Here is a 24250-nt window from a genome sequence, read left to right on the forward strand (position 1 = left end):
ATCGTTCACGATCCTGCGCTAAGCTGCTTCGACGTGTCGGCGCGCTACGCCGCCGCCATTTTGCAGTTGCCCGTCCGCGGCCGTTGGCGCCCAGGGCCGATGCCTCGGCGCCTCGAACCGGCCTCATCGGTGCGAAGCCGGCCGAGGCGCAGCGCACGCAGCATCTCAACTGGAGACATCCCATGACCGAAGCATTTCTGTGCGACGCGATTCGCACCCCCATTGGCCGCTATGCGGGTTCGCTGTCGTCGGTGCGCGCCGACGACCTGGGCGCGGTGCCGCTCAAGGCGCTGATGGAGCGCAACAAGAACGTCGACTGGACCGCGATCGACGACCTCATCTACGGCTGCGCGAACCAGGCCGGTGACGACAACCGCAACGTCGCGCGCATGTCGCTGCTGCTCGCGGGTCTGCCGAAGGACGTGCCGGGCTCGACGGTCAACCGTCTGTGCGGCTCGGGCATGGATGCGGTCGGCATCGCCGCGCGCGCGATCAAGTCGGGCGAGGCCGCGCTGATGATTGCCGGTGGCGTCGAAAGCATGAGCCGCGCGCCGTTCGTGATGCCCAAGGCGACCAGCGCGTTCTCGCGTCAGAACGAGGTCTACGACACGACGATCGGCTGGCGTTTCGTGAATCCGCTGATGAAGAAGCTGTACGGCGTCGACTCGATGCCGGAAACCGGCGAAAACGTCGCGACCGACTACAACATCAGCCGCGCCGACCAGGACGCATTCGCGCTGCGCAGCCAGCAGAAGGCGGCGCGCGCGCAACGCGACGGCACGCTCGCGCAGGAGATCGTCGGCGTGACGATCGCGCAGAAGAAGGGCGATCCGATCACGGTCATGCAGGACGAGCATCCGCGCGAAACGAGCCTCGAAACGCTCGCGAAGCTGAAGGGCGTCGTGCGTCCGGACGGCACGGTGACGGCCGGTAATGCATCGGGCGTGAACGACGGCGCGGCGGCGTTGCTGCTTGCCAATGAAGAGACCGCGAAGCGCTTCGGCCTCACGCCGCGCGCCCGCGTGCTCGGTGTGGCCACCGCCGGCGTCGAGCCGCGCGTGATGGGCATCGGCCCGGCACCCGCCACGCAGAAGCTGCTCGCGCGTCTGGGCATGACGATCGACCAGTTCGACGTGATCGAACTGAACGAAGCGTTCGCCTCGCAAGGTATCGCGGTGCTGCGCGCCCTCGGCGTCGCCGACGACGATCCCCGCGTGAACCCGAACGGCGGCGCGATTGCGCTCGGCCACCCGCTCGGCATGAGCGGCGCGCGTCTGGTGACGACCGCGACGTATCAGTTGCAACGCACGCAGGGCCGCTTCGCGCTGTGCACGATGTGTATCGGCGTCGGCCAAGGCATCGCGATCGCGATCGAGCGCGTGTGATGCGTGAGCTGGTTTAGCGCGAGCTTCGGTCCCCGCGCTAGGCGGGTCTCCGCGCAAGCTGAATAGTAAAAAGCGGAAGGGCCGGCGTCGAGACACGCCGGCCCTTTGTTTTGATCGCGCCTTGTTGCGCCGGGCGCAGGCGTTATGACGCCGCTTCGACGGTCAGATGCATGACCTCATGCACCGGTGCGAGCCGCGCGCGGATCGTCTCGGCCGTAACGCCGCCATGCGTGCGCACGCTGACGATCGCCGCTCGCGCCTGCGGGCCGATCTGCCAGACGTGCAGGTCGGCGATCTCGGCATCGCCGTGCGAATCCAGGATTTCGCGGATTTCGCGGGCCACGTGCTCGTCGGTTCTGTCGAGCAGCACGTCGGCCGTGTCGCGCATCAGCGTCCATGCCCAGCGCGCGATGACGATCGATCCGACGATGCCCATCAGCGGGTCCGTCCAGACCCACCCGAGATAGCGGCCGGCCAGCATGGCCACGATCGCCAGCACCGAGGTCAGCGCATCGGCGAGCACGTGCACATAGGCCGAGCGCAGGTTGTTGTCGGACCCATGCGCATGGTCGTGATGATGGTGATGATCGTGATGCCCATGGTGCGCATGGCCGCCCGACAACAGCAGCGCGCTGACGATGTTCACGACCAGCCCGATCGCCGCAATCACCGCGGCCTGCCCGAACGCGACACCGGTGGGATGAACGAGCCGGATCGCCGATTCGATGCCGATGCCAAGCGACACCAGCGCGAGAATCAGCGCCGAAGCGAAGCCGGCAAGCTCGCCCACTTTTCCCGTTCCGAAACTGAACGCGCGGTTTGCCGAGTTGCGTCTCGCGAACGCATACGCGAGCGCGGCAATGCCAAGCGCGCCGGCATGCGTCGCCATGTGGAAGCCATCGGCGAGCAGCGCCATCGAGCCGGTCACGTAACCGGCCGCGATTTCGCCGATCATCATGACAACGGTGAGCGCGACGACGAAGCGGGTCCGGCGCGCGTTGTCGTCGTGCGAGCTGCCGAGAAACGAGTGCTCGTGTTTGCGGATCAGATGGTCAGTCATACAAACTTACTTCGAATAGCGGCGGATTGCGCCGATCAATGCATCAACTCCCTTCTTGCGCTGGCTGGCCGTCAGGTCCGGATGCGCGACATGTTCGCGCGCGTGCGCCTCGACGATCTCGTCGAGCAGGCCGTTCATTGCGCCGCGGGTCGCGGCCACCAGGTGCAGGACTTTTTCGCAATCGGCGTCCGACTCCAGTGAACGCTCGATAGCCTGAACCTGGCCCGCGATGCGATGAACGCGTTTCAATAAGCCGTCTTTGTGTATGCTCAGATGTGCCATACATATACCCCCTATGGGTATGTAGGATAGCACGGTACCGAGATGGCGTTTCTGATGGCTGTCGGCGGCCATGCCGATGCATACCGTCGGCAAATCGTTCGCGTCATACTGTTGGTCGTGGTTGTCCTGTAGGCGCGGAGTTCATGACGCCGGGCACGAATGCTGCGTAGCACGAAGCGATTGGCTCGACGTGCATGACCGACCGTCAAGCCGTATTGATACCTCGCACGAGGAGAACGCGGATGAAAACAGCGACGATAGCTGCAGCATTGGTCATCGCGGTGGTGGCCGCGGCCCCGCCGGCGCGAGCGCAGGACGACATGGCGAGCACCGCGCAAGCGATGCTCAGCGCGGCGCAGCCGGTGCATATGACGGCGGAGATCGTCGCCATCGATGCGGGCAACCGTTCGCTGACATTGAAGGGTCCGCATGGCGACGTCGCGATCGTGCTCGTCAGCCAGCAGGTTGCCGGTTTCGATCAGTTGAAGATCGGCGATCGCGTCGACGTGCTGTACAAGAATGCGTTGCTCACCAAGGTCGAGAAGGCAAGCAGCGCGGGCAAGGGGATTCGCGAGCGGGCCGACCGGCGGAGCTATGCGCCGGCGTCGGGCGGGTACGAGTCGGCGCGGCAGACCGAGGTGCTCGCGACCGTGCTGAAGATCGATCGCAAGCAGCGCCTCGTGACGCTGCGCGGCGCGTATCAGACCCAGACCTTCGAAGCCGCGCCCGACGTCGATTTGAGCGACGTGAAGGTCGGCGACACCGTGCATGCGGCGTTCGTGTCCGCCGCCGCGGTGCAGGTGACGCCGGTCGGGCAGTGAGCGGCGGGGCCGCAGTCGATTCCGGCGGCCGCATCTGTTTCGCAAACTATGTCGAAATATGTCACGGCTCCCGCCGAATGCCCGCAAAACCTTGCCTGGCGGGCCCGCGTCGCGGTGAAACAGCGCGACATATGTTCCGTGATGATTTCCGCGGAGTGTCCTTCTATAGTCCGTTCGTCGCCACGCGGCAGTGACGCAAGTGGCCCGAATCCAGCAAGGACATACCGTGAAAAATCGTTCATTCGCAGGTTCCGACAGGGTCTGCGCCAGCATGGCGCGAGGCGCGCTGCGCAAGGCGGTGCTCGGCGCGGCCGCCGCCGCGCTCGCGCTCGGCAGCGCATCGGCGTTCGCGTGGTCGGGTCACGGCACCGCGTACACGTCGCGCGGCGTCTATAACGGTTCGCACTACGGCTCGTGCGGCGGCGGTAGCTGCTCGCATACGGGCAGCGTGGCCGGTCCCTATGGCGGCGTCGCGAGCAACACTGGCACGGTCACGCGCACGGCGCCCGGCCAGTTCACGAACTCGGGTACCGCGACGGGCCGCTATGGCAACTCGGTGCAGCACTCGGGCGACACCAGCTGCGCGGGCGGCTCCTGCTCGCATAGCGGCACGCTGACCGGTCCCGACGGCAAAACGGCGACGACGTCCGGCGACGTGACGCGCACCGCGCCGGGCCAGTATTCGTCGTCGGGCTTGATCACCGGGTCGAACGGCAATACGTTCAATCATTCTGCGTCGACGAATTGCGCGGGTTCGACCTGCGCGCGCTCGGGCACGGTGACGGGTCCGGACAACAACAACGTCTATCACTCAGGCACCGCGACGCGGGTCGCGCCCGGCGTCGTGACGACTTCGACGAGCGTGACCGGCACGCAAGGCCACACGGTGACCTCGAGCGGTACGGTGGTGACAGGTGGGGTGGTGGTCGCGGGCGGGACCACCACGGCGACCGGTACGACCGTGGTCGTTGCGCCGAAGCCGGTGGTGGTCGTGGCGCCTCCGCCGGTCGTCGTGCCGCCGCCGGTCGTGTACGTGCCGCCGCCGGTCGTGGTGACGCCTCCGCCGGGCTATGTTCCGCCGCCGGTGGTGGTCGTGGCGCCGCCCCCGCCGCCGGCCGTCTACGTCGCGCCGCGTCCCGTGTATGTCGCGCCGCGGGCTGCGGTCTGGGTGCCGGGCCATTGGGTCGGGCGCGTGTGGGTGCCGGCGCATTGGGCGTGACGATGAGCGCGGCGATGAGAATCAGAACCTGCGTAGAATCGTGGCGCTCACGTCGCGCCGCGCGGTGCGACGCGATGTGCGAAATGGCGGGCTCGTGTCCACCATCTGCTGAGGCGGAGCGTCACTCGCGAGCGCAAAGGGCTGCGCGGGGCGCGCTCCGCAAAACGGTCGCGCTCGCGACGATCGTCGTGGCGACGTTGCTGGCGATCAACGCAGTCAGCGACGCCAGCGACGCCAACGACGACCTTCGCGCGAACCCCGACGCCGGCGCGGCGAGAGACTGTTCCGCGCGCTACGCCGCGTTGCTCGATCTGGCCGAACTCGCGCGGCGTGACGGCAAATCGTCCGAGGTGGTCGTGCGTGGCTTGAGCCAGCAGAACGGGGCAATGAGCGAGTGCATACCTGAAGGCCGCGTCCGGCCTGCACCGCCATTACATTGAACGCGGCCGCGTCAGATCGCGTTCCAGAAAAATCGCGCCGGGGATCGGATTGAACACGTAGGCGTCGATGGGCTCGAATCCCAGCGATGCGTAGAGGCCGAGCGCCGCTTGCATCGTCGGCAGCGTGTCGAGACGCATGCGGCGATAGCCCCATCGCGAACAGCGAGAATCCCTTGAAGAGGTATCGGTCCTGATTCTGCGCAACCCAGTTTCTGGCTGATTCGTGAAACAGCCACGCCAGTGGCGCCACGCCGACGCTGCCGCGCCTGGGTGATGGCACTCTTACTCACAAACGACACATCGGCCACAGGTAACGCAAGGTCCAGTTCATCGACGACCTCGCTGATTGACAGGTGTGTGGCTGATACCAACTAATGGATTGAATCGCTTGACCGGGTATTTGCGGAGGAGGCGCAAGATCAAACTATGTTTCAGTCAGGACCGGTGCATTGCAGAACATCTTTGTCAAAACGTTGCTCAAAATCGCTTCGGCCGAAGCGTTCGACAGATCATTGGGCATCGTCATGTTGAAGTAGAGGATGCCGTCGACCAATGCGATAACGGCGAGCGCGTGGTCGGCGAAAGGGCCCGGCAACTGTATGTTGAGGCGCTTGCATAACTGCTCAATGAAGTACGCGATCATGTCGCGCTTTTGCAGGCATAAGGCATTCACATGTTGTCGAAATTCCGCGTCACGCATGGCATGCAAACGTGCCTCAGCCCGGATGATGTAGTTGTTGTCGTCGCGATAGCACTGCGCGTACAACAAGGTGAGCTGCACGTGCAGGTTTTCGCTGGACGGTGCGGCGTCTCGCAGCTTCTGCAAGTTTTCTTGCATGTTCTGGTGATCGAGACGGAGCAGTTCGACGAATAGATCGCTCTTGCTGCTGAAGTTCGAGTAAAACGCGCCGCGGGTATAGCCGGCCTGGGCTGCGATATCCTTTACGCTAGTCGCAGCAAACCCTTTTTCGGCGATGCTCGACGCTGCTGCGTCGAGCAAACGCCGCCGGGTTCGCTCGCGGCTTTCTGCTCGCGTCATTCGTTTGTGTGGCATGCGGCAAAGCGCTCATATGGCAAAGAACGATGGCCAAAATCCACGCTCCTCGCAAATCGTTGGGTGCGTAGGGTTGCTATTTGATGGCGACCGTTTCGGATTCGCGAGGTTGCCATCCGCCACCGAGCGCCTTGAAGGCAGCAACGGCTGCGCGTGCGGATTCCGTTTGCGCCTGCACCCGCTCGTCCGAGGCGCGTAGCAGGTTGTCGTCGGCCTGCAAGACTTCGATCAGGCTGACGACGCCTTTTTGATAGGCCGCGAACGAGGCCGTTCGAGCGCGACCGAGCGAATCCACTCCCTGGGCGAGCACCGCGGCCTCTTGCTCGCGCTTCACGAGTGCCGAGAATGAGTTCTCGACGTCTTCGGTTGCATGAAGCGCGGCGAGCCGATACGCGGCCAGCATTTCCGCCTGCTGCCCCTTGGCCTGCTCGATCTGCGCATTGATGCGGCCGAAATCGAACAGACGCCAGCGCAGCCCAAGCACGCCAGCGGCCTGATTGGCGCCGGTACTGAACAGGTTGCCGCTGGCCACCGAGGTGGCGCTGCCGAGCAGTCCACTGAGCGACACCTTGGGGTAATACTCGGCGATGGCCACGCCAATGCGCGCGTTCGATGCGGCGAGGCGACGCTCGGCCACGATCAGGTCGGGCCGGCGCCTGAGCAACTCTCCCGGCGATCCTGTGTCCGCGATCCGCGGAGCGACCGGGATGTCACCAGCTTCGACCAGTTCGGCTCGATGCGTACCGGGCTGTGAACCCAGCATTACATCCAGCGCGTTCATCGCTGCATCCAGACCCGCCTCGAGTACCGGGACGGATGCCTGAACCTGGGACAGCGCACCTTCGGCCTGGCTCACCTGAAGGTCGGCCGCCAATCCTTTGCTATACAGGAGGTTGATGGTCGAAAGCAGATCCTGCTGCGTCTGCACCTGCCGCCGGGCAACCTTCAGACGGGCCTGCAATCCACGAATCGTGATGTAAATATCGCCAGTCTGCGCCGCCACTGCCAGGCGCGTGGCCACCGCACCGGCTTCCGAAGCCTGGTATTCGGCAAGTGCGGCTTCCCGCCCGCGACGCAGGCCACCAAACACATCCAGTTCCCAGCTCGCGTTGAAATTAGCCTCGTAATCATTGCCGTAGCGATCGAAACCGGGCGTCGAATTCAGGACTCGCCCCAAGGGGGTTTCGACCGACTGGTAGACTCGCGCCGCCTGCCCGCTGACAGTGCCGGACGGCAGCAGCGCGGCATTCGCCGCGCCAAGTCCCGCGCGCGCCTGCGAGACGCGAGCGGCGGCCTGCGCGAGGTCCAGGTTCTGATCCAGTGCGAGCGTGACGAATCGTGTCAGTTGCGGATCATCGAAACCCGTCCACCACGTGACAAGGTCGGCACTGGCCGCCGCGTGCCGGTGATCCACCGCGGCCTGGCCCTGGAACTGCTCGGGCATGGCTACATTGGGCCGGACATAATCGGGGCCTACGGCGCAGCCAGCCGAGAGACTGGCGGCAATAACCGCGGCAAGGATGGGTTTGGGTAGCATGAGCGTCTTCGCAAGATTCCGGTTGTGACTATAATACCAAATGGTCACTGGTTGTCCATTCCTGTATGCTACTCCCATGAAAAAAGCCACCAGTTCCCCCATCCCGGCGCGCGGCCCCGCTGACCACGAGGTACGGGACCAGATCGTTGTCGCCGCCACCGAGCACTTCAGCCGGTATGGCTACGAGAAAACGACGGTCTCAGACCTCGCCAAGGCGATCGGGTTTTCCAAGGCCTACATCTACAAGTTCTTCGAGTCCAAGCAGGCCATTGGCGAGAGGATTTGCGCGAACTGCCTGCACGAGATCGAAACCGAGGTCAGGTCGGCCGTCGCACAGACCGATCTGCCACCGGAGAAGCTGCGGCGGATGTTCAACGTCTTCACGGAAGCGAGCCTCCGTCTGTTTTTCCAGGACCGCAAACTTTATGAGATTGCCGCATCGGCGGCCACGGAGAACTGGCAGGCGGTGCTTGCGTATGAAGAGCGCGTCCAGAAGTTGCTTCGGGACGTCCTCCAGGAGGGTCGGCAAAGCGGGGACTTCGAGCGCAAAACCCCCCTCGATGAGACTGCGATGGCGATCTATCTGGTGTTGCGCCCCTACCTCAACCCAATGCTTCTGCAGTACAGCTTCGATTACACCAAGGTCGCGCCTGCACAACTGTCCGGTCTCGTGCTCCGCAGTCTGTCGCCTTGATGGAAATCTCGGTTGTGACCATTGACTAATTTGGTCACAAGAACCATAATGAAAGCCCCGATCACTCCGTCAATGGGTCTTTCATGCTCCGGCGTCGCCTTGCTACCTCTACAGTCGTCTGTGCACTGGCACTTGCGCTAGCCGCCTGCGGCGCAAAAGCACCGTCCGATCCGCGCACCGAAGCGCCCCTGGTGCGCACCGCCATCGCTCGGGCGGCGATCCCCGCCTCCCGTTCGTTTACCGGAACCGTTGCCGCGCGTGTGCAGAGCGACCTGGGATTTCGCGTCTCCGGCAAGGTGCTCGAGCGGCTGGTGGATGCCGGGCAAACCGTCAAACGCGGCCAGCTGCTGATGCGCCTCGACCCCATCGATCTGAGGCTTGCCGCGCAGGCCCGGCAGGACGCAGTCACCGCCGCGCGAGCACGGGCGCAGCAGACCGCGCAGGACGAAGAGCGCTACCGCGACCTGCGCGGCACCGGCGCGATATCGGCATCGGCCTACGACCAGATCAAGGCGGCGGCCGATGCCGCCAAGGCCCAGCTCAGCGCGGCCGAGGCTGACGCCGACGTTGCGCGCAACGCGACGGGTTATGCCGAACTGTTGGCGGACGGCGATGGCGTCGTGATGGAAACGCTGGCCGAACCGGGCCAGGTCGTCAGCGCCGGCCAGCCCGTGGTGCGCCTGGCGCACGCCGGGCGCCGCGAGGCTGTCATCCAGCTACCCGAAACCCTGCGCCCCGCAATCGGTTCGGTCGCCCAAGCCACGCTGTTCGGCAACGGCGGTGTTAGCGTGCCGGCGACGCTGCGCCAGCTTTCGGATACGGCGGATCCTCGTACCCGGACCTTTGAAGCGCGGTATGTGCTGCAGGGAGAACTGGCCGACGCCCCACTGGGCGCCACCGTCACGGTCCAGATTCCGGACGCGCGTTCCGCGGCGCAAGGCGGTTTGCAGGTGCCGATCGGCGCGCTGTTTGACGCGGGCAAGGGACCGGGGGTGTGGGTCATCAACGGCGAGCCGGCAAAGGTTGCCTGGCGGCCGGTTACTGTCGAACATCTGGACGACGATAGTGCTCGCGTCGCCGGTGAGATCCGGCAAGGCGACCGGATCGTCGCGCTCGGCGCGCAGCTGCTGCGCGAAGGCGAGCAGGTCCGGGTGACAAGTCAAGCCGTCGCCATGACGGCCGAGGGAGCCCGTCCGTGAGCGAAGGCCGTTTCAACCTGTCGGCGCTCGCCGTGCGCGAGCGCTCCATCACCCTGTTCCTGATCTGCCTGATTTCACTGGCCGGGCTCGTTTCGTTCTTCAAGCTGGGCCGGGCGGAAGACCCCGCGTTCACGGTCAAGGTGATGACCATCATCACCGCATGGCCGGGAGCCACGGCGCAGGAAATGCACGATCAGGTCGCCGAGAAGATCGAAAAGCGCATGCAGGAGCTGCGCTGGTACGACCGGACCGAGACCTACACACGGCCTGGGCTGGCCTTCACGACCTTGACCTTGCTCGACAGCACGCCGCCGTCGGAAGTGCAGGAACAGTTCTACCAGGCCCGGAAAAAAATCAGCGACGAGGCGGGCAATCTTCCATCCGGCGTGATCGGACCGATGGTCAACGACGAATACGCGGATGTTACCTTCGCGCTGTTTGCGTTGAAGGCGAAGGGTGAACCGCAGCGCCTGCTCGTTCGCGATGCCGAGACGCTGCGCCAACGGCTGCTGCACGTGCCGGGCGTGAAGAAGGTCAACATCATCGGCGAGCAGGCGGAGCGGATCTATGTCGAGCTCTCACATGACCGGCTGGCAACGCTGGGCGTGAGTCCCCAGGACGTGTTCGCCGCGCTCAACGGTCAGAACGCCCTGACGCCGGCCGGCTCCGTGGAGACCAAAGGTCCGGAGGTGTTCATTCGCCTGGACGGCGCCTTTGACAACCTGCAGAAGATCCGCGACACGCCGGTCGTAGCGCAGGGCCGCACGCTGAAGCTAACGGACATTGCCACCGTTACGCGTGGTTATGAAGATCCGGCGACGTTCATGATCCGCAACAACGGCGAACCGGCACTGCTGCTGGGCATCGTCATGCGCGACGGCTGGAACGGGCTCGATCTTGGCAAGGCACTGGACAGCGAGGTCGGCGCAATCAACGCCGGGCTGCCGCTAGGCATGAGCCTGACCAAAGTCACCGATCAAGCCGTCAACATTCATTCGGCGGTCGACGAGTTCATGCTCAAGTTTTTCGTCGCGCTGCTGGTGGTCATGCTGGTGAGTTTCGTCAGCATGGGCTGGCGGGTGGGCCTCGTCGTTGCCGCGGCCGTACCGCTGACACTCGCGGTGGTGTTCGTCGTGATGGCCGCGACCGGCAAGAACTTCGATCGCATCACGCTCGGATCGCTGATCCTCGCGCTCGGCCTGCTCGTGGACGACGCGATCATCGCGATCGAAATGATGGTGGTAAAGATGGAGGAAGGCTACGGCCGCATCGCCGCCTCCGCCTACGCGTGGAGCCATACGGCCGCGCCGATGCTGGCGGGCACGCTGGTGACCGCCGTCGGCTTCATGCCCAATGGCTTCGCGCGCTCCACGGCCGGGGAATACACCAGCAACATGTTCTGGATCGTCGGCATCGCACTGATCGCCTCGTGGGTCGTCGCCGTGGTCTTCACGCCCTACCTGGGTATGAAGATGCTGCCCGACTTCAAAAAGGTCGAAGGCGGTCACGACGCGATCTACGACACGCCGCGCTACAACCGCTTCCGTCGGCTGCTCACGCGCGTCATCGCGCGCAAATGGCTGGTCGCCGGTTCGGTCGTGGGCCTCTTCGTGCTGGCCATCCTCGGCATGGGCGTGGTCAAAAAACAGTTTTTCCCGATCTCCGACCGTCCCGAAGTGCTGGTCGAGGTGCAGATGCCCTATGGCACGTCGATCTCGCAAACCAGCGCCGCGACGACGAAGGTCGAAGCGTGGCTCGCGAAGCAGAAGGAAGCCAGGATCGTCACCGCATACATCGGGCAAGGCGCGCCACGCTTTTACCTGGCGATGGGGCCGGAACTGCCCGATCCGTCGTTTGCCAAGATCGTGGTGCGCACGGACAGCCAGGATGAGCGCGACGCATTGAAGCAGCGACTGCGTCAGGCAGTCGCCAACGGTCTCGCCTCCGAGGCGCGCGTGCGGGTCACGCAACTCGTGTTCGGGCCGTATTCGCCGTTCCCGGTCGCCTACCGTATCTCTGGCCCGGACCCGGACAAGCTGCGCGGTATTGCGGGAGAAGTTGAGCAGGTGATGGACGCCAGTCCGATGATGCGCACGGTCAACGCTGACTGGGGGACGCGCACGCCCACGCTGCACTTCACGTTGCAGCAGGACCGTCTGCAGGCGGTGGGGCTGACATCCAGCGCCGTGGCGCAACAACTGCAATTCCTGCTAACCGGCGTGCCCGTCACCGCCGTGCGTGAGGATATTCGAACCGTGCAGGTCATCGCGCGTTCGGCCGGCGACGTTCGTCTCGATCCGGCCCGGCTCGGCGACTTCACGCTGGCTGGCGCGAACGGGCAACGCATTCCGCTGTCGCAGGTGGGCAAGGTCGACGTGCGCATGGAGGAACCAATCATGCGCTGGCGCGACCGCGTGCCGACGATCACGGTACGGGGCGACATTGCCGACAACCTCCAGCCGCCGGACGTATCGACGGCGATCACCAGGCAGCTCCAACCCATCATCGCCAGGCTTCCGACCGGCTACCGTATCGAAGAGGCGGGCTCCATCGAGGAATCGGCTAAAGCGACGAAAGCCATGTTGCCGCTCTTCCCGATCATGCTGGCGGTTACGCTCATCATCATCATCTTCCAGGTGCGCTCGATCTCCGCAATGGTGATGGTGTTCCTGACCAGCCCGCTGGGCTTGATCGGGGTGGTGCCGACGTTGATCCTGTTCAGGCAGCCGTTCGGCATCAATGCGCTGGTCGGTCTCATCGCGCTATCGGGCATCCTGATGCGCAACACGCTGATCCTGATCGGACAGATTCACCAGAACGAGCAGGCGGGGCTGGATCCGTTCCATGCGGTCGTCGAAGCTACCGTGCAGCGTGCCAGACCGGTGATCCTGACGGCCATGGCGGCGATCCTCGCTTTCATCCCGCTGACCCATTCGGTGTTCTGGGGAACCCTCGCGTACACGCTGATCGGCGGCACGTTCGCCGGGACGATTCTGACCCTGGTCTTCCTGCCGGCGATGTATTCGATCTGGTTCAAGATTCGACCCGAGCGTATCGCCGGCTTGCGCAAAGATCGGCATGAGCAGGTGCAGTCTTCCGAGCAAACGCTGCAGGACGCGCTCGACGCGGACAGTTAAAAAAACACCATCAATTCACCTGAAGGGAGCTGTTCATGTCGAATTCCACTGTTGTCGTTGTTACCGGCGTGTCATCGGGTATCGGACGCGCCGCCGCCGAGAAGTTTGCCAGGCGGGGGTGCCGCGTATTTGGCACCGTGCGCAGCATCGCAAAAGCGGCGCCTATCTCGGGAGTCGAGCTTGTCGAGAATGGGACTCTATTCGGCGTCCAAGCACGCTGTGGAAGGGCTGACCGAAACCCTGGATCATGAGGTGCGCCAGTTCGGCATACGCGCAACGCTGGTCGAACCGACTTTTACCAGGACCAATCTCGACATCAATGCGCCCCAGGCGGGTTCGAAAATCGCCGACTATGACCGCGAGCGTGCCCTTGCAATGAGCGCAGTCGTGAACAGTGTCAAAGGTGCCCCCGAGCCCGAGGGCGTGGCAAACACTATTGTCGAAGCGGCGCTTGGCGCTTGGCGCGTGGCGGATGCGTCGCACGCCTGCCGGACAGGCGTCGTTGCTGAGCAAGTTACGCCGCTTTATGCCCGCTGGTCCCGTCGATTCAAGCTTGAGGAAAACATTCGGACTTGGTTGAAGCGCTCGTCCACGCATCACATTGCGGCCAAGGTTCGACGCAGCGGAAACCGGATCTCGAACGTGGTCCCCACGCCCTCGCGCGACGCAAACTCGATCTGCCCATCGAGCACGCGGCATAGCTCCCTGACAATGGCGAGCCCGAGCCCCGTGCCCGGAATCTCGTCGCAGGCCGCGCGCTCGAACTCATCGAATACGCGCTCCGCGTCGGCGGGCGCAATGCCGACGCCAGTGTCGGAGACGCGAATCGCCCAGTGTTCGGCGCCATGCATCGCGAACCGGATTTCGACTTGCCCCGACTTCGTGTACTTGATCGCGTTGGTCAACAGATTGACCGCGATCTGCTTGAGCTTCAGCCGATTCGACGTGACGACCGGCAGCGCCGCGTCGAACGCGCTGCGCAACGCAAGCCCTTTCGCCTCGATCGACGGTCGCGTCGACGCGACGAGTTCGTCGAAGAGTTCGCGCAAATCGACGTCTTCGAGCACGAGCGGCGCGGAGTCTCCGAGCACGACCGAGTACTCGACCATCTGGTCGACCAGTTGCTTCATGTCGGCAGCCTGACGGTTCGCGAGCGTCAATGCGGCATCGGCTTTCGACGGCGCTCGCTCGATCAGTTGCAGCGCGACCGAAAACGCGTTGAGGAAATTGCGCAGATCGTGCACGACGCTGCGCGTAATCTGCATCCGCGATGCATATAGATCGCCGACCAGCCGTTGCTCGAGGGTCAATTCGTGATTCGCGCGTTCGAGCCGTCCCGTGTATTCGTCGATCTTGCGATCGCGTTCGGCGACCACTTCCTTGATCGACTCATACCTGACCACGCTGAATGCTTCGGCGATCAGGCGGCGCGCGCGGCTCTCGTGACGGCGCGTGCACGTCCGGTCGCGTTCGACGAACTCTTCGAGCGCTTCGAAGAGCACCTGCTGAAACAGGTCCAGTTCGCGCACCAGCTCTTCGATCCGGTAGCCCTGCTGCCAACGGACCTTGCCGTGCTTTTTCGCGTCGCGTTCGATCGACGTTTCGACGCGCTCGAGATCTTCTGCATCGAGCGCCCGGCACAGCTCGTCGAGAATATCCGGCAGATGGTCGGCCAGTTGCCGATAAGTGAGCTTGTCCGCTTCGACGAGATCGGCGTCGGCGGAGACGGCATGCATCCATTGCCGCGTCAGGCCGCCCCGTTCCGCGCGGATGAAGTTGGCGAAGTTGCGCAGCGGGCTCACGCGTCTGTCGGTCATGATGGATACCGGAATGGAGTTTCTACAACATACAACGCGCGAACGGTTCGAACGCCTCGATTTGCGCGGGCACCGCAAACCTGTTTCGCTGGCCGATCGGCCACGCGACCCGATGCGCGCCGGCAACCCGCGTCATTATCCGCGCAATTGCCGTTCGTGGAACACCTCTTGCGAGACTCTGATCAGACGAGAAGGCAAATTTTGTCCGCAAAACATGATGTATTCGATATTGCTGGTCGACGACGAACCGGAAATTCTAGCCGCATGGCGGTTGATTCTGGAGAGCGAAGGGTATGAGGTGAGTTGCGCGAGCAATGGCGCCGAAGCACTCGCTTGTGTCGTCGCTCACGTTCCCGACCTGATTGTTACGGACTGGATGATGCCGGTCATGGACGGCGCGGAGTTATGCCGCCGTTTGAAATCGATGCCGTTATCCGTCAACGTACCGATTCTGGTCCATAATGCGGTGCCGCCTTCGGACAGCGATGCGCATTACTGCAGCGCATGTCTGCTGAAGCCGATCGGCGCGGATCTCTTTCTGACCACGATCGCGCAGCTCTGCGCGCCACGATGCTGATATGGCACGCGTCGCCGCGTTCACCGTCGTGTGATGACATCAACGCCGTGCCACGTCATCGTCCGGGACACTTGCTGAGGCGGCCTTCAGGAAATCGACGAACGCGCGCAGCGGCGCGGGCACATGACGATGGCCAGGATAGTAAAGAAAAGGACCTGAAAAGCACTGCCACCACGGTTCGAGAATCGCTTCGAGCACGCCGCTGTCCAGATGCGGGCGCAGCATGTCTTCGAACAGGTGAATGATGCCGAGGCCCGCGACCGCGCCGCTGACCGCGAGGTCGATCGCGGCGCCGGGCCGCACCAGCAGCGGTCCTGTCGGATTCAATTGCAGCAGCTCGCCGCCGCGCTCGAAGTACCAGGTCGGCATCGCGCCGCTGGCGAATTGCCCGCGCAGGCAGGCATGCGCGAGCAATTCGCCGGGATGTTGCGGACGGCCGTGCGCGTCGAGATACGCGGGCGCCGCGGCGGTCGCGAAGCGCTGCACGCGCGCGCCGATCGGCACCGCGATCATGTCCTGCTCGAGGCGTTCATCGTAGCGAATGCCCGCATCGCACCCGATCGACAGCACATCGACGAACCCATCCTCGACCACCACTTCGACGCGAATATCCGGGTACTGCTTCAGAAAGCGCGCAAGCACGTCGGGCAGCACGATGCGCGCGACGCTCGACGGCACGTTGAGCTTCAATGTGCCGGTCGGCTTGTCGCGAAAGCCGTTCAGCACGTCGAGCGCCGCTTCCATTTCGCCGAACAGCGGCGTCAGCTTCTCGATCAGACGCAGCCCGGCTTCGGTCGGCGCGACGCTGCGCGTGGTGCGGTTCAGGAGCCGCAGCCCGAGTTTCGTTTCGAGGCGCCGCACCGCGACGCTCAGACTCGACGCCGACACGCCGCTCACGCGCGCCGCGTCGCGAAAGCCGCCGGCGCGGGCGACGGAAACGAAGGCGGCCAGATCATTCAGTTCCATGACGATTGATTGTGCAGAATTTTGAACAACCCGTACACGTTAGACCGCTTTATTCAACAACGCAATTCCGGCGATACTGCCGCTCATCACTTCACAAGGAGATCGTCATGCCGAACTTCAGCTCCGTCGACACTTTCGCACTAGCCGGCCGCCCGGTGCGGCGCATGGGCTATGGCGCGATGCAGCTGGCCGGCCCCGGCGTGTTCGGGCCGCCGAAAGACCGCGACGCGGCGCTCGCGGTGCTGCGTGAGGCGGTCGCATCGGGCGTCGACCACATCGATACCAGCGATTTTTACGGGCCGCACGTGACCAATCAGTTGATCCGCGAGGCGCTCCACCCGTATCCACGCGATCTGACGATCGTGACGAAGGTGGGCGCGGTGCGCGACGGCGCCGGCGCCTGGCTGCCGGCGCAGGAGCCCGCCGACCTCGAGCGCGCGGTGCATGACAATCTGCGCAACCTCGGGCTCGACGCGCTCGACGTGGTCAACATGCGCATGATGGGCAACGTGAACGAGCCGAGCGAGGGCTCGATCGAAAAGCAGGTCACGGCGCTTGCCGAGCTGCAGCAGCGCGGGCTCGTGCGTCATGTCGGCCTGAGCAACGTGACGGCCGCGCAGATTGCCGAGGCTCAGCGCATCACGAAGGTCGTGTGCGTGCAGAACCACTACAACCTCGTGCATCGCGACGACGATGCGTTGATCGATGCGCTCGCGGCGCAGGGCATCGCCTACGTGCCGTTTTTCCCGCTGGGTGGCTTCACGCCGATTCAATCGTCCGAGCTGTCGGAGCTTGCGCGCAAGCTTGAGGCAACGCCGATGCAGGTCGCGCTTGCCTGGCTATTGCATCGGGCACCTAACATTCTGCTGATTCCGGGCACGTCTTCGGTGACTCATCTGCGTGAAAACCTGCAGTCGGCGCAGTTGAAGCTCAGCGACGAGGTGCTCGATCAACTGAATGCGATCGGCGCTGAAAAGGGCTGATTACACCGATGCCGCGATGAACTCCCGCAACCATTGATGCGCGGGATCGCGATACACCCGCTCGTGCCATAGCATCGCCATCTCGTAGCCCGGCACCTCGACGGGCGGCTCGACCATCCGCAGCGCGTCCGTGCCGCGCACGAGACGCGCGGGCAGCATCCCCACGAGATCCGTGCTCGCGAGCACCGACTGCATGAACAGAAAGTGCGGCACCGACAGCACGACCTTGCGCGCGAGACCCACCTTCGCGAGCGTCTCGTCGGTGACGCCGAAAAAGCTGCCGCCATCGGGCGACACGATCACGTGTTCGAGCTTGCAGAACTGCGCGAGGGTGGGCCAGTGGTCACAGGTCTGCACATTGGTGGTCGGCCATGTGTAGCGAGCTATGAGCGTAGTCGGCTTTCGGCCGGCGCCTCCGCCCGAAGGACAACATGAACATGATTATGGCAAGAGCCGATGCGGCAATGAGTGTTATCGCCGCGACACCTTTAGACCCTCGCGGATTGCGCGATCGCACTGGCGGCAGCATGCGCATCGATCCTGATCGCGCTGTCTTCGAACACCGTCATCTATGTCAGGTGATGGTTAGCAAAAGCAGCGCGCCGACGACGAATTGACAGATCGTATGACCCCGCGAAGTCCGCGCGATAAAAATGCCGGCTAAAGGCGGCCACGTAATCCGCCACTTTCAGTAGAGAATCGTCCGGATCATTGATCCCGTCATCGGCGCGCAGAGATTCATATGCATAGCTGCGCATCGACAAAGTGACGAGATTCGGGCAGATAGTTGCCGGCGTTCTCGCCTAACACGCGTACAAGGAGTGTGGTGGGTTCTGTCAAAATCACAATCACAAGCAGATCGAAACCAAAGATCGATTTGCGGTGGTGAAGATATTCCTTAGCGAGACTACGTGCCCTCAGGCCCTGAAGGTGACGGACAAAGTGGCTAATGAAGCAGCAGTCGGCACTTGGGCATTACCCTTCTCCTTCACAGTTTCTCGCCCCGACAGGCGGAAATGCGTGAACCGGGAAGATATGTTGCACATCTTCAGCGACGCGCGCCAAACAGATTTCGCAGCACCGACAGCATGCCCACGGGAACGAGACGGAAGTGGGCATGGTTCGGGATGCTTGCATGGCTGTGCGAGTTCGAAAATTCAATCAGAGAGAAAGGCTTCATGGCTATCTCCGTGCAAATCTCAAGAACATAAATGAGATAGTACGGGAATAACATTTTGCATTTTATCGAACCAGTCAGAAATGATGCTGCTACCAGGAATTTCGACTGCGGCAGGAAATCGTGTGACAACTTCACTGTTCGGCACAGCCATGAACGTGCCCTATCCGCACCTCGCCGCACGCCTGTTCAACACGCCGCTCTCGCACCAACGGTTCGATGAAAATAGGCGAGCAATGGGTTGGCCACTGTCGATACGGGCAACCCTATCTGGTCAGACAATCGCGCGCGGAAATCAGTGCTTGTGAAAGACTGCGGACGAAAAATTCGTACCAGTCTCACTCTGTTGTCGCGGCTGTCTGATTTCGCGGGGTCACCGATATCCGGACAATTGGAGCCAGTACGAAATCTCGTGTTTCGTTCACCAAGGTCACCCGAATTAGCCGAATCGATCCTTTAAACGACGAGCATTGCTTCATTGTTTTCTGAGTCTGGATTGCGGTTCAGGTGTCGCACCACATACTTCAATCTAACCGGTTACGATCATGACTCGAAACGATTTTCCTGACGTACAGGCTGCCGCGCCCCTCACCAACGGGGACGGCCTCTCCGGTTTGCGGCTCCGCCCCCTGTCATGGCTGGTTTCGTCGCTGCTGGTCGTGCTCGCGTTGCCGGCGAGTGCCATTGCGGTCGCTCAAACGAAGTCTGATCTGGCGCTGGCGAGCGATGCAGCAACTGCAAGCAGATCGACTCCGGTCGAGATTAAACAGCCGTCGACCCCGGGAAGCCATGCTCCTCCGGTGACGTTCTCACAGTGGCTCGAAACGCAACCGTCCGGTAGCGAGGGAGGGCCTCCGGTGGATTCCTCCACGCTGCGCCGTATCTTCCTGAGCGCCGTCGAGGAAGCGGAGAAGCGCAGTCCCGAAGTCGGGCAGGCGTATGCCGCCTACGAAGCCGCGAAATCAGACGTCGACGAAGCGAAGGGCTTGCGGTGGCCGCAAGTCGACATCGGTTCGCAGACACAGGGTGTGCAATTTGGTCCCGGTAATCGAAATGGCTCCAACAACGGGAACGTAGTGACGGCGAACGTCACGACAACGGTGTACGACTGGGGGCGCACAAAGAACACAATCGGAAGTCGTGAACAACTCTCGGATGCCGCGCTCAGTAGTTATGTAGCGGCCCGCAATCAGAATGCGTTCGAGGTGACGAGCACGCTCGTTGAACTGGGCAAGCAGCGCACGATCGTTGACGTGAGCCAGCAATTTGTTGAGCGTATGACCACGCTCGTGAAGATGCTCAGCGAAATTGTGGCTGTCGACCGTGGTCGCGGCAGCGAACTCACGCAGGCCAAGGCGCGTCTGCTGCAGGCTGAAGCTGCGCGCGATTCAGCGCAAGCGAAGGCACGTGATGCGGAACTGGCGTTGCAAAAGCTGCTGGGCGAAAGCGTACCGCCGATTCCGCACGCGCGCGACTGGCCGCTCCAACCGGGCAATCTGCCGCAACTCCTGGAGCTGGTGAATGCTCATCCGAGCTTGCATCAGATTCAGTCCGAGGCAAATGCGGCCGACCTGAATGCCAAAGTGGTGAAAGCGTCGGGCCTGCCGTCGGTGAATTGGGTTGTCAGTGCGAATGCCGGAATCGGAGGCACGGGCGCGGGACAACGTGCGCCATGGCAAACCATGTTGACGCTCAACTGGGCCGCATTCCGCGGCGGTTCGACGCAGGCGGCGACGGCTGCGGCAGGGCACCGGGCACAGGCTTCGTGGCAGCGCCTCGACCAGCAGCGGCGTGACCTCGAGTATGGCATTCGCACCGCAAATCAGGATGCGCACACCATGCTCAGCCGTGCGGAGCAGTACAAACGCCTCTCCGCTGAAACCGATCAGGTGCGCAAGGCCTTCTTCGAACAGTGGTACCACCTGGGCAAACGAACCCTGCTCGATGTGCTCCTTGCGGAGAACGATCACTACGGCAACAGCGTGAGCGAAGTGACGAACCGGTTCGATGGCTACGCGGCGGTACTGCGGGAGCACGCATCCGCGGGTTCGCTGGTTGACTGGCTGGAGACCGGGCGCTCCGGCGGTTAGGTGTTGCGGATCAGAGCCGCACCGGATACAGGGCTTCGCGATGGGCTGCCTTCCTTTCTGGATGGCGGCCCTTTTTGCGTCTGGCGCACAGACGAGAAACATCGGACAACTGCCTGTTTAGCCCTTACGCAATCGTGCATAGGCACCGCTGCTCGCGATTCCCGTGCCGAGAAATGTCTCGTTTCTGTCTCGTCCAAATTCGAACTCGTCATATTTCGTTTTATCGCTCACCCATCAAGAATAGAGGTAGAGCAGCATTCTTGCGACTGCCATGTCGCCATTTTCTATCTATACGCTGGCCAGGTGGACCAGCATACGCACTTAAAGAGGCACTACCATGAGTACCAGTTCAGTGAAGCTGGCCGTTGTCGACGGCAGCACCATCAAGCAGACTGTTGAATTGCGCGGGTCCGCGCAAGGCGCTCCCGTTCGTGTAAGCGCCATCAAAGGTGGCAAATTCATTCTGGCCGAGAGCAAGACCGGCCACGGCCCCGAAAACATTACCGTGCGACGCTCCGGCAAGAATCTTCTGGTCAGCCTGGAAGGGGCGGAGTTGGACCAGCCGCAACTGATCATTGAGGACTTCTACGGCAATGAAGGCGAGCTGGTCGGCCTGGGTGAAGACGGGTCGTATCACGAATATATCGCTGCGGACGGCGAGGATGATCATGAGGCCGCTTTTCTTGTGGATGGCGCGGACTCGCCTCTGGTTCTGGGTGCGGCGCAACTGAACGGTTTCGGCGCGAATCTCGTCGCCGCGCCGGGTGTCGGTCTGGTGGGCTTCGGCCTCCTGGGCCTGGGTGCGCTTGCCGCGCTGGGTGCGGGGATTGCCGCCGCGAGCGGTGGTGGTAATGGCGGCAGCGCTCCTGCTGTAGTGGATGAACAGACGCCGCCGGGTGCAGTTGACGACGATACGGATGCGGACGCTGATTCCGATGCGGACGCTGATGCGGATGCGGATGCGGATGCGGATGCGGATGCGGATGCGGATGCTGATGCCGACGCTGACGCCGACGCGGATGCGGATGCCGATGCGGATGCTGATGCCGATGCTGATGCTGATGCTGACGCAGATGCAGATGCCGATGCGGATGCTGACGCCGATGCGGATGCGGACGCCGATGCGGATGCGGATGCGGATGCGGATGCGGACGCCGATGCGGATGCGGATGCGGATGCGGATGCGGATGCGGATGCGGATGCGGATGCTGACGCCGATGCGGATGCTGACGCCGATGCGGATGCGGACGCCGATGCGGACGCCGATGCGGACGCCGATGCGGATGCGGATGCTGACGCCGACGCGGATGCGGACGCTGATGCCGATGCGGACGCCGATGCGGATGCTGACGCGGATGCGGATGCGGATGCCGATGCTGACGCGGATGCCGATGCCGATGCGGACGCCGATGCCGATGCCGATGCTGACGCCGACGCGGATGCGGATGCGGATGCGGATGCGGACGCCGATGCCGATGCAGACGCGGATGCTGACGCCGACGCGGATGCCGACGCGGATGCGGATGCGGATGCCGATGCTGACGCGGATGCCGATGCGGATGCCGATGCGGATGCGGACGCCGATGCGGATGCCGATGCCGATGCCGATGCGGATGCTGATGCCGATGCGGATGCTGATGCCGATGCGGACGCCGATGCGGATGCGGATGCGGATGCGGATGCGGATGCGGACGCCGATGCCGATGCCGATGCCGATGCCGATGCCGATGCCGATGCTGATGCTGATGCTGATGCTGATGCTGATGCGGATGCTGACGCCGATGCGGATGCGGACGCGGATGCTGATGCTGACGCCGATGCGGACGCTGATGCTGACGCCGATGCTGACGCCGATGCGGACGCTGATGCGGATGCTGATGCTGATGCGGATGCTGATGCTGATGCTGATGCGGATGCGGATGCCGATGCGGATGCGGATGCGGATGCCGATGCGGATGCGGATGCGGATGCGGATGCCGATGCGGATGCCGATGCGGATGCGGATGCGGATGCGGATGCGGATGCGGATGCGGATGCGGATGCCGATGCCGATGCTGACGCTGATGCCGACGCTGATGCCGATGCCGATGCCGATGCCGATGCTGACGCCGATGCGGACGCTGATGCCGACGCTGATGCCGACGCTGATGCCGATGCCGATGCCGATGCCGATGCCGATGCCGATGCCGATGCCGATGCCGATGCCGATGCCGATGCGGATGCTGACGCGGATGCGGATGCGGATGCGGATGCTGACGCCGATGCCGATGCGGATGCTGACGCCGATGCGGATGCGGATGCGGATGCCGATGCCGATGCCGATGCCGATGCCGATGCCGATGCCGATGCCGATGCCGATGCCGATGCCGATGCCGATGCGGATGCCGATGCTGACGCCGATGCGGATGCTGACGCGGATGCGGATGCTGATGCGGATGCGGATGCGGATGCGGATGCGGATGCCGATGCCGATGCCGATGCCGATGCCGATGCCGATGCCGATGCTGATGCCGATGCCGATGCCGATGCCGATGCCGATGCCGATGCCGATGCCGATGCCGATGCCGATGCCGATGCCGATGCCGATGCCGATGCGGACGCGGACGCGGATGCCGATGCGGACGCTGATGCCGATGCCGATGCTGACGCCGATGCGGATGCGGATGCGGATGCGGATGCTGATGCGGATGCTGACGCTGACGCCGATGCGGATGCTGATGCTGACGCCGATGCGGACGCTGACGCGGATGCGGATGCCGATGCGGATGCGGATGCCGATGCCGATGCCGATGCCGATGCGGATGCCGATGCCGATGCCGATGCCGATGCCGATGCCGATGCCGATGCGGATGCGGACGCTGATGCTGATGCTGATGCGGATGCGGATGCGGATGCGGATGCGGATGCGGACGCGGATGCAGATGCGGATGTTGATGCGCCGGACCAGCCGGTCATTGGCGAAGTGATTGACGACGAAGGTCCGATCCAGGGACCGGTGGGCAATGGCGAGAGCACGGACGACACGACGCCGACGCTGGTGGGCAAGGGTGAACCGGGTGACACGATCATCGTGATCGACAACGGCACGCCGGTTGGCGAGACGCAGGTCGACGAGGACGGCAACTGGAGCTTCACGCCTGATACGCCGCTGGACGAAGGCGAGCACGAGTTCACGGTGGTGGAGCGTGATCCCGCGGGCAACGAAAGCAGGCCGTCGGAGCCGCACGTGGTGATCGTGGACACGACTGCGCCGGACCAGCCAGTCATTGGCGAAGTGATTGACGACGTGGGTCTGGTTCAGGGTCCTGTGGACAATGGCGGCAGCACGGACGACACGACGCCGACGCTGGTGGGCAAGGGTGAACCGGGCGACACGATCGTCGTGATCGACAACGGCACGCCGGTTGGCGAGACGGAGGTCGACGAGGACGGCAACTGGAGCTTTACGCCTGATACGCCGCTGGACGAAGGCGAGCACGAGTTCACGGTGGTGGAGCGTGATCCCGCGGGCAACGAAAGCAGGCCGTCGGAGCCGCACGTGGTGATCGTGGACACGACTGCGCCGGACCAGCCAGTCATTGGCGAAGTGATTGACGACGTGGGTCTGGTTCAGGGTCCTGTGGACAATGGCGGCAGCACGGACGACACGACGCCGACGCTGGTGGGCAAGGGTGAACCGGGCGACACGATCGTCGTGATCGACAACGGCACGCCGGTTGGCGAGACGGAGGTCGACGAGGACGGCAACTGGAGCTTTACGCCTGATACGCCGCTGGACGAAGGCGAGCACGAGTTCACGGTGGTGGAGCGTG

20 protein-coding genes and 4 pseudogenes are annotated in these 24250 nt (G+C 63.4%); 13 read left to right on the forward strand and 11 right to left on the reverse strand.

Annotated elements, in window-relative coordinates; genetic code table 11:
* Positions 1-182: 182 nt before the first annotated feature.
* Positions 183-1385, forward strand: a complete 1203-nt coding sequence (gene pcaF, locus OKW38_RS35250) for a 3-oxoadipyl-CoA thiolase (RefSeq protein WP_184039328.1) — start codon at positions 183-185, stop codon at positions 1383-1385.
* Between the two features lie 142 nt (positions 1386-1527).
* Here pcaF and dmeF read toward each other — a convergent pair whose 3' ends face one another.
* Together dmeF and OKW38_RS35260 are read right to left on the reverse strand one after the other, a co-directional pair.
* Positions 1528-2445: a CDF family Co(II)/Ni(II) efflux transporter DmeF gene (dmeF, locus tag OKW38_RS35255; RefSeq protein ID WP_429365206.1), complete on the reverse strand. Its 918-nt coding sequence runs from the start codon at positions 2443-2445 to the stop codon at positions 1528-1530.
* A gap of 6 nt (positions 2446-2451) precedes the next feature.
* Positions 2452-2799, reverse strand: coding sequence for a metal/formaldehyde-sensitive transcriptional repressor (locus tag OKW38_RS35260; RefSeq protein WP_429365207.1), 348 nt, complete (start codon positions 2797-2799; stop codon positions 2452-2454).
* 170 nt (positions 2800-2969) lie between these two features.
* Between OKW38_RS35260 and OKW38_RS35265 the strand changes: the two genes are divergently transcribed.
* The 3 genes from OKW38_RS35265 to OKW38_RS35275 all read left to right on the forward strand — a co-directional run bounded on the left by OKW38_RS35265 (position 2970) and on the right by OKW38_RS35275 (position 5207).
* Entirely contained in the window at positions 2970-3548 is a 579-nt protein-coding gene (locus tag OKW38_RS35265; protein WP_429365208.1) for a hypothetical protein, read from the forward strand.
* A 271-nt stretch (positions 3549-3819) separates the two neighbouring features.
* Entirely contained in the window at positions 3820-4767 is a 948-nt protein-coding gene (locus OKW38_RS35270; RefSeq protein WP_429365565.1) for a hypothetical protein, read from the forward strand.
* Positions 4768-4964: 197 nt separating this feature from the next.
* Positions 4965-5207, forward strand: a complete 243-nt coding sequence (locus tag OKW38_RS35275) for a hypothetical protein (RefSeq protein ID WP_429365593.1) — start codon at positions 4965-4967, stop codon at positions 5205-5207.
* Here the strand turns inward: OKW38_RS35275 and OKW38_RS35280 are convergent.
* The 4 genes and pseudogenes from OKW38_RS35280 to OKW38_RS35295 form a co-directional block, all read right to left on the reverse strand.
* Entirely contained in the window at positions 5199-5345 is a 147-nt protein-coding gene (locus OKW38_RS35280) for a hypothetical protein (protein ID WP_184060679.1), read from the reverse strand. The two genes, OKW38_RS35275 and OKW38_RS35280, sit on opposite strands and share 9 nt — an antisense overlap.
* A 13-nt stretch (positions 5346-5358) precedes the next feature.
* Positions 5359-5563, reverse strand: a pseudogene (locus tag OKW38_RS35285) (transposase domain-containing protein); the annotation flags it as partial.
* 68 nt (positions 5564-5631) lie between these two features.
* Complete coding sequence (locus OKW38_RS35290) at positions 5632-6261, reverse strand: TetR/AcrR family transcriptional regulator (RefSeq protein WP_429365209.1); 630 nt, start codon at positions 6259-6261, stop codon at positions 5632-5634.
* A 76-nt stretch (positions 6262-6337) separates the two neighbouring features.
* Complete coding sequence (locus OKW38_RS35295) at positions 6338-7798, reverse strand: efflux transporter outer membrane subunit (protein ID WP_429365210.1); 1461 nt, start codon at positions 7796-7798, stop codon at positions 6338-6340.
* A gap of 76 nt (positions 7799-7874) precedes the next feature.
* Here OKW38_RS35295 and OKW38_RS35300 point away from each other — a divergent pair, with 76 nt between their 5' ends.
* The 4 genes and pseudogenes from OKW38_RS35300 (at position 7875) to OKW38_RS35315 (ending at position 13408) form a co-directional block, all read left to right on the forward strand.
* Positions 7875-8492, forward strand: coding sequence for a TetR/AcrR family transcriptional regulator (locus OKW38_RS35300; protein ID WP_429334157.1), 618 nt, complete (start codon positions 7875-7877; stop codon positions 8490-8492).
* 83 nt (positions 8493-8575) lie between these two features.
* On the forward strand, positions 8576-9691 hold the full coding sequence (locus OKW38_RS35305) for an efflux RND transporter periplasmic adaptor subunit (protein ID WP_429334156.1): 1116 nt from the start codon (positions 8576-8578) through the stop codon (positions 9689-9691).
* On the forward strand, positions 9688-12828 hold the full coding sequence (locus OKW38_RS35310) for an efflux RND transporter permease subunit (RefSeq protein ID WP_429365211.1): 3141 nt from the start codon (positions 9688-9690) through the stop codon (positions 12826-12828). Before OKW38_RS35305 ends, OKW38_RS35310 begins: the two co-directional genes overlap by 4 nt.
* Before the next feature lie 35 nt (positions 12829-12863).
* Positions 12864-13408, forward strand: a pseudogene (locus OKW38_RS35315) (SDR family NAD(P)-dependent oxidoreductase).
* 16 nt (positions 13409-13424) lie between these two features.
* Here OKW38_RS35315 and OKW38_RS35320 read toward each other — a convergent pair.
* On the reverse strand, positions 13425-14645 hold the full coding sequence (locus OKW38_RS35320; RefSeq protein WP_184060689.1) for a sensor histidine kinase: 1221 nt from the start codon (positions 14643-14645) through the stop codon (positions 13425-13427).
* Between the two features lie 13 nt (positions 14646-14658).
* Between OKW38_RS35320 and OKW38_RS35325 the strand changes: the two genes are divergently transcribed.
* On the forward strand, positions 14659-15222 hold the full coding sequence (locus OKW38_RS35325) for a response regulator (RefSeq protein WP_429365212.1): 564 nt from the start codon (positions 14659-14661) through the stop codon (positions 15220-15222).
* Between the two features lie 39 nt (positions 15223-15261).
* Here OKW38_RS35325 and OKW38_RS35330 read toward each other — a convergent pair whose 3' ends face one another.
* Positions 15262-16188 (reverse strand): LysR family transcriptional regulator, encoded by a 927-nt coding sequence (locus OKW38_RS35330; RefSeq protein WP_429365213.1) that lies wholly within the window; start codon positions 16186-16188, stop codon positions 15262-15264.
* Between the two features lie 107 nt (positions 16189-16295).
* Here OKW38_RS35330 and OKW38_RS35335 point away from each other — a divergent pair, with 107 nt between their 5' ends.
* Positions 16296-17171, forward strand: coding sequence for an aldo/keto reductase family oxidoreductase (locus OKW38_RS35335; protein WP_429365214.1), 876 nt, complete (start codon positions 16296-16298; stop codon positions 17169-17171).
* Here the strand turns inward: OKW38_RS35335 and OKW38_RS35340 are convergent.
* Positions 17172-17507: pseudogene (locus tag OKW38_RS35340) on the reverse strand (LysR substrate-binding domain-containing protein); the annotation flags it as partial.
* 95 nt (positions 17508-17602) lie between these two features.
* On the opposite strand from OKW38_RS35340, the gene OKW38_RS35345 reads away from it, so the two are divergent.
* Positions 17603-17788, forward strand: coding sequence for a hypothetical protein (locus OKW38_RS35345; protein ID WP_429365215.1), 186 nt, complete (start codon positions 17603-17605; stop codon positions 17786-17788).
* On the opposite strand, the gene OKW38_RS35350 is transcribed toward OKW38_RS35345, so the two are convergent.
* The gene (locus OKW38_RS35350) at positions 17746-17850 is read right to left on the reverse strand and encodes a BCCT family transporter (protein ID WP_429365566.1); all 105 of its coding nucleotides are present in this window, start codon (positions 17848-17850) and stop codon (positions 17746-17748) included. The genes OKW38_RS35345 and OKW38_RS35350 overlap by 43 nt on opposite strands.
* A 369-nt stretch (positions 17851-18219) precedes the next feature.
* Entirely contained in the window at positions 18220-18351 is a 132-nt protein-coding gene (locus OKW38_RS35355; protein ID WP_279613333.1) for a hypothetical protein, read from the reverse strand.
* Positions 18352-18893: 542 nt separating this feature from the next.
* On the opposite strand from OKW38_RS35355, the gene OKW38_RS35360 reads away from it, so the two are divergent.
* Together OKW38_RS35360 and OKW38_RS35365 are read left to right on the forward strand one after the other, a co-directional pair.
* On the forward strand, positions 18894-20438 hold the full coding sequence (locus OKW38_RS35360; protein WP_429365216.1) for a TolC family protein: 1545 nt from the start codon (positions 18894-18896) through the stop codon (positions 20436-20438).
* Between the two features lie 337 nt (positions 20439-20775).
* Positions 20776-24246: pseudogene (locus OKW38_RS35365) on the forward strand (Ig-like domain-containing protein); the annotation flags it as partial.
* Positions 24247-24250: the final 4 nt, after the last annotated feature.

The organism is Paraburkholderia sp. MM5496-R1 (assembly GCF_050436205.1).
GTDB classification, from domain to species: domain Bacteria; phylum Pseudomonadota; class Gammaproteobacteria; order Burkholderiales; family Burkholderiaceae; genus Paraburkholderia; species Paraburkholderia tuberum.

Excerpts from the sequence above, each read along its gene's own strand:
- dmeF (WP_429365206.1), bottom strand. The coding sequence starts at position 2,445 with ATGACTGACCATCTGATCCGCAAACACGAGCACTCGTTTCTCGGCAGC.
- OKW38_RS35295 (WP_429365210.1), bottom strand. The coding sequence starts at position 7,798 with ATGCTACCCAAACCCATCCTTGCCGCGGTTATTGCCGCCAGTCTCTCG.
- OKW38_RS35325 (WP_429365212.1), top strand. The coding sequence starts at position 14,659 with ATGGAGTTTCTACAACATACAACGCGCGAACGGTTCGAACGCCTCGAT.
- pcaF (WP_184039328.1), top strand. The coding sequence starts at position 183 with ATGACCGAAGCATTTCTGTGCGACGCGATTCGCACCCCCATTGGCCGC.
- OKW38_RS35270 (WP_429365565.1), top strand. The coding sequence starts at position 3,820 with ATGGCGCGAGGCGCGCTGCGCAAGGCGGTGCTCGGCGCGGCCGCCGCC.
- OKW38_RS35320 (WP_184060689.1), bottom strand. The coding sequence starts at position 14,645 with ATGACCGACAGACGCGTGAGCCCGCTGCGCAACTTCGCCAACTTCATC.
- OKW38_RS35265 (WP_429365208.1), top strand. The coding sequence starts at position 2,970 with ATGAAAACAGCGACGATAGCTGCAGCATTGGTCATCGCGGTGGTGGCC.
- OKW38_RS35300 (WP_429334157.1), top strand. The coding sequence starts at position 7,875 with ATGAAAAAAGCCACCAGTTCCCCCATCCCGGCGCGCGGCCCCGCTGAC.
- OKW38_RS35330 (WP_429365213.1), bottom strand. The coding sequence starts at position 16,188 with ATGGAACTGAATGATCTGGCCGCCTTCGTTTCCGTCGCCCGCGCCGGC.
- OKW38_RS35360 (WP_429365216.1), top strand. The coding sequence starts at position 18,894 with ATGACTCGAAACGATTTTCCTGACGTACAGGCTGCCGCGCCCCTCACC.
- OKW38_RS35290 (WP_429365209.1), bottom strand. The coding sequence starts at position 6,261 with ATGCCACACAAACGAATGACGCGAGCAGAAAGCCGCGAGCGAACCCGG.
- OKW38_RS35355 (WP_279613333.1), bottom strand. The coding sequence starts at position 18,351 with ATGAAGCCTTTCTCTCTGATTGAATTTTCGAACTCGCACAGCCATGCA.
- OKW38_RS35260 (WP_429365207.1), bottom strand. The coding sequence starts at position 2,799 with ATGGCCGCCGACAGCCATCAGAAACGCCATCTCGGTACCGTGCTATCC.
- OKW38_RS35280 (WP_184060679.1), bottom strand. The coding sequence starts at position 5,345 with ATGCGTCTCGACACGCTGCCGACGATGCAAGCGGCGCTCGGCCTCTAC.
- OKW38_RS35345 (WP_429365215.1), top strand. The coding sequence starts at position 17,603 with ATGAACATGATTATGGCAAGAGCCGATGCGGCAATGAGTGTTATCGCC.
- OKW38_RS35305 (WP_429334156.1), top strand. The coding sequence starts at position 8,576 with ATGCTCCGGCGTCGCCTTGCTACCTCTACAGTCGTCTGTGCACTGGCA.
- OKW38_RS35335 (WP_429365214.1), top strand. The coding sequence starts at position 16,296 with ATGCCGAACTTCAGCTCCGTCGACACTTTCGCACTAGCCGGCCGCCCG.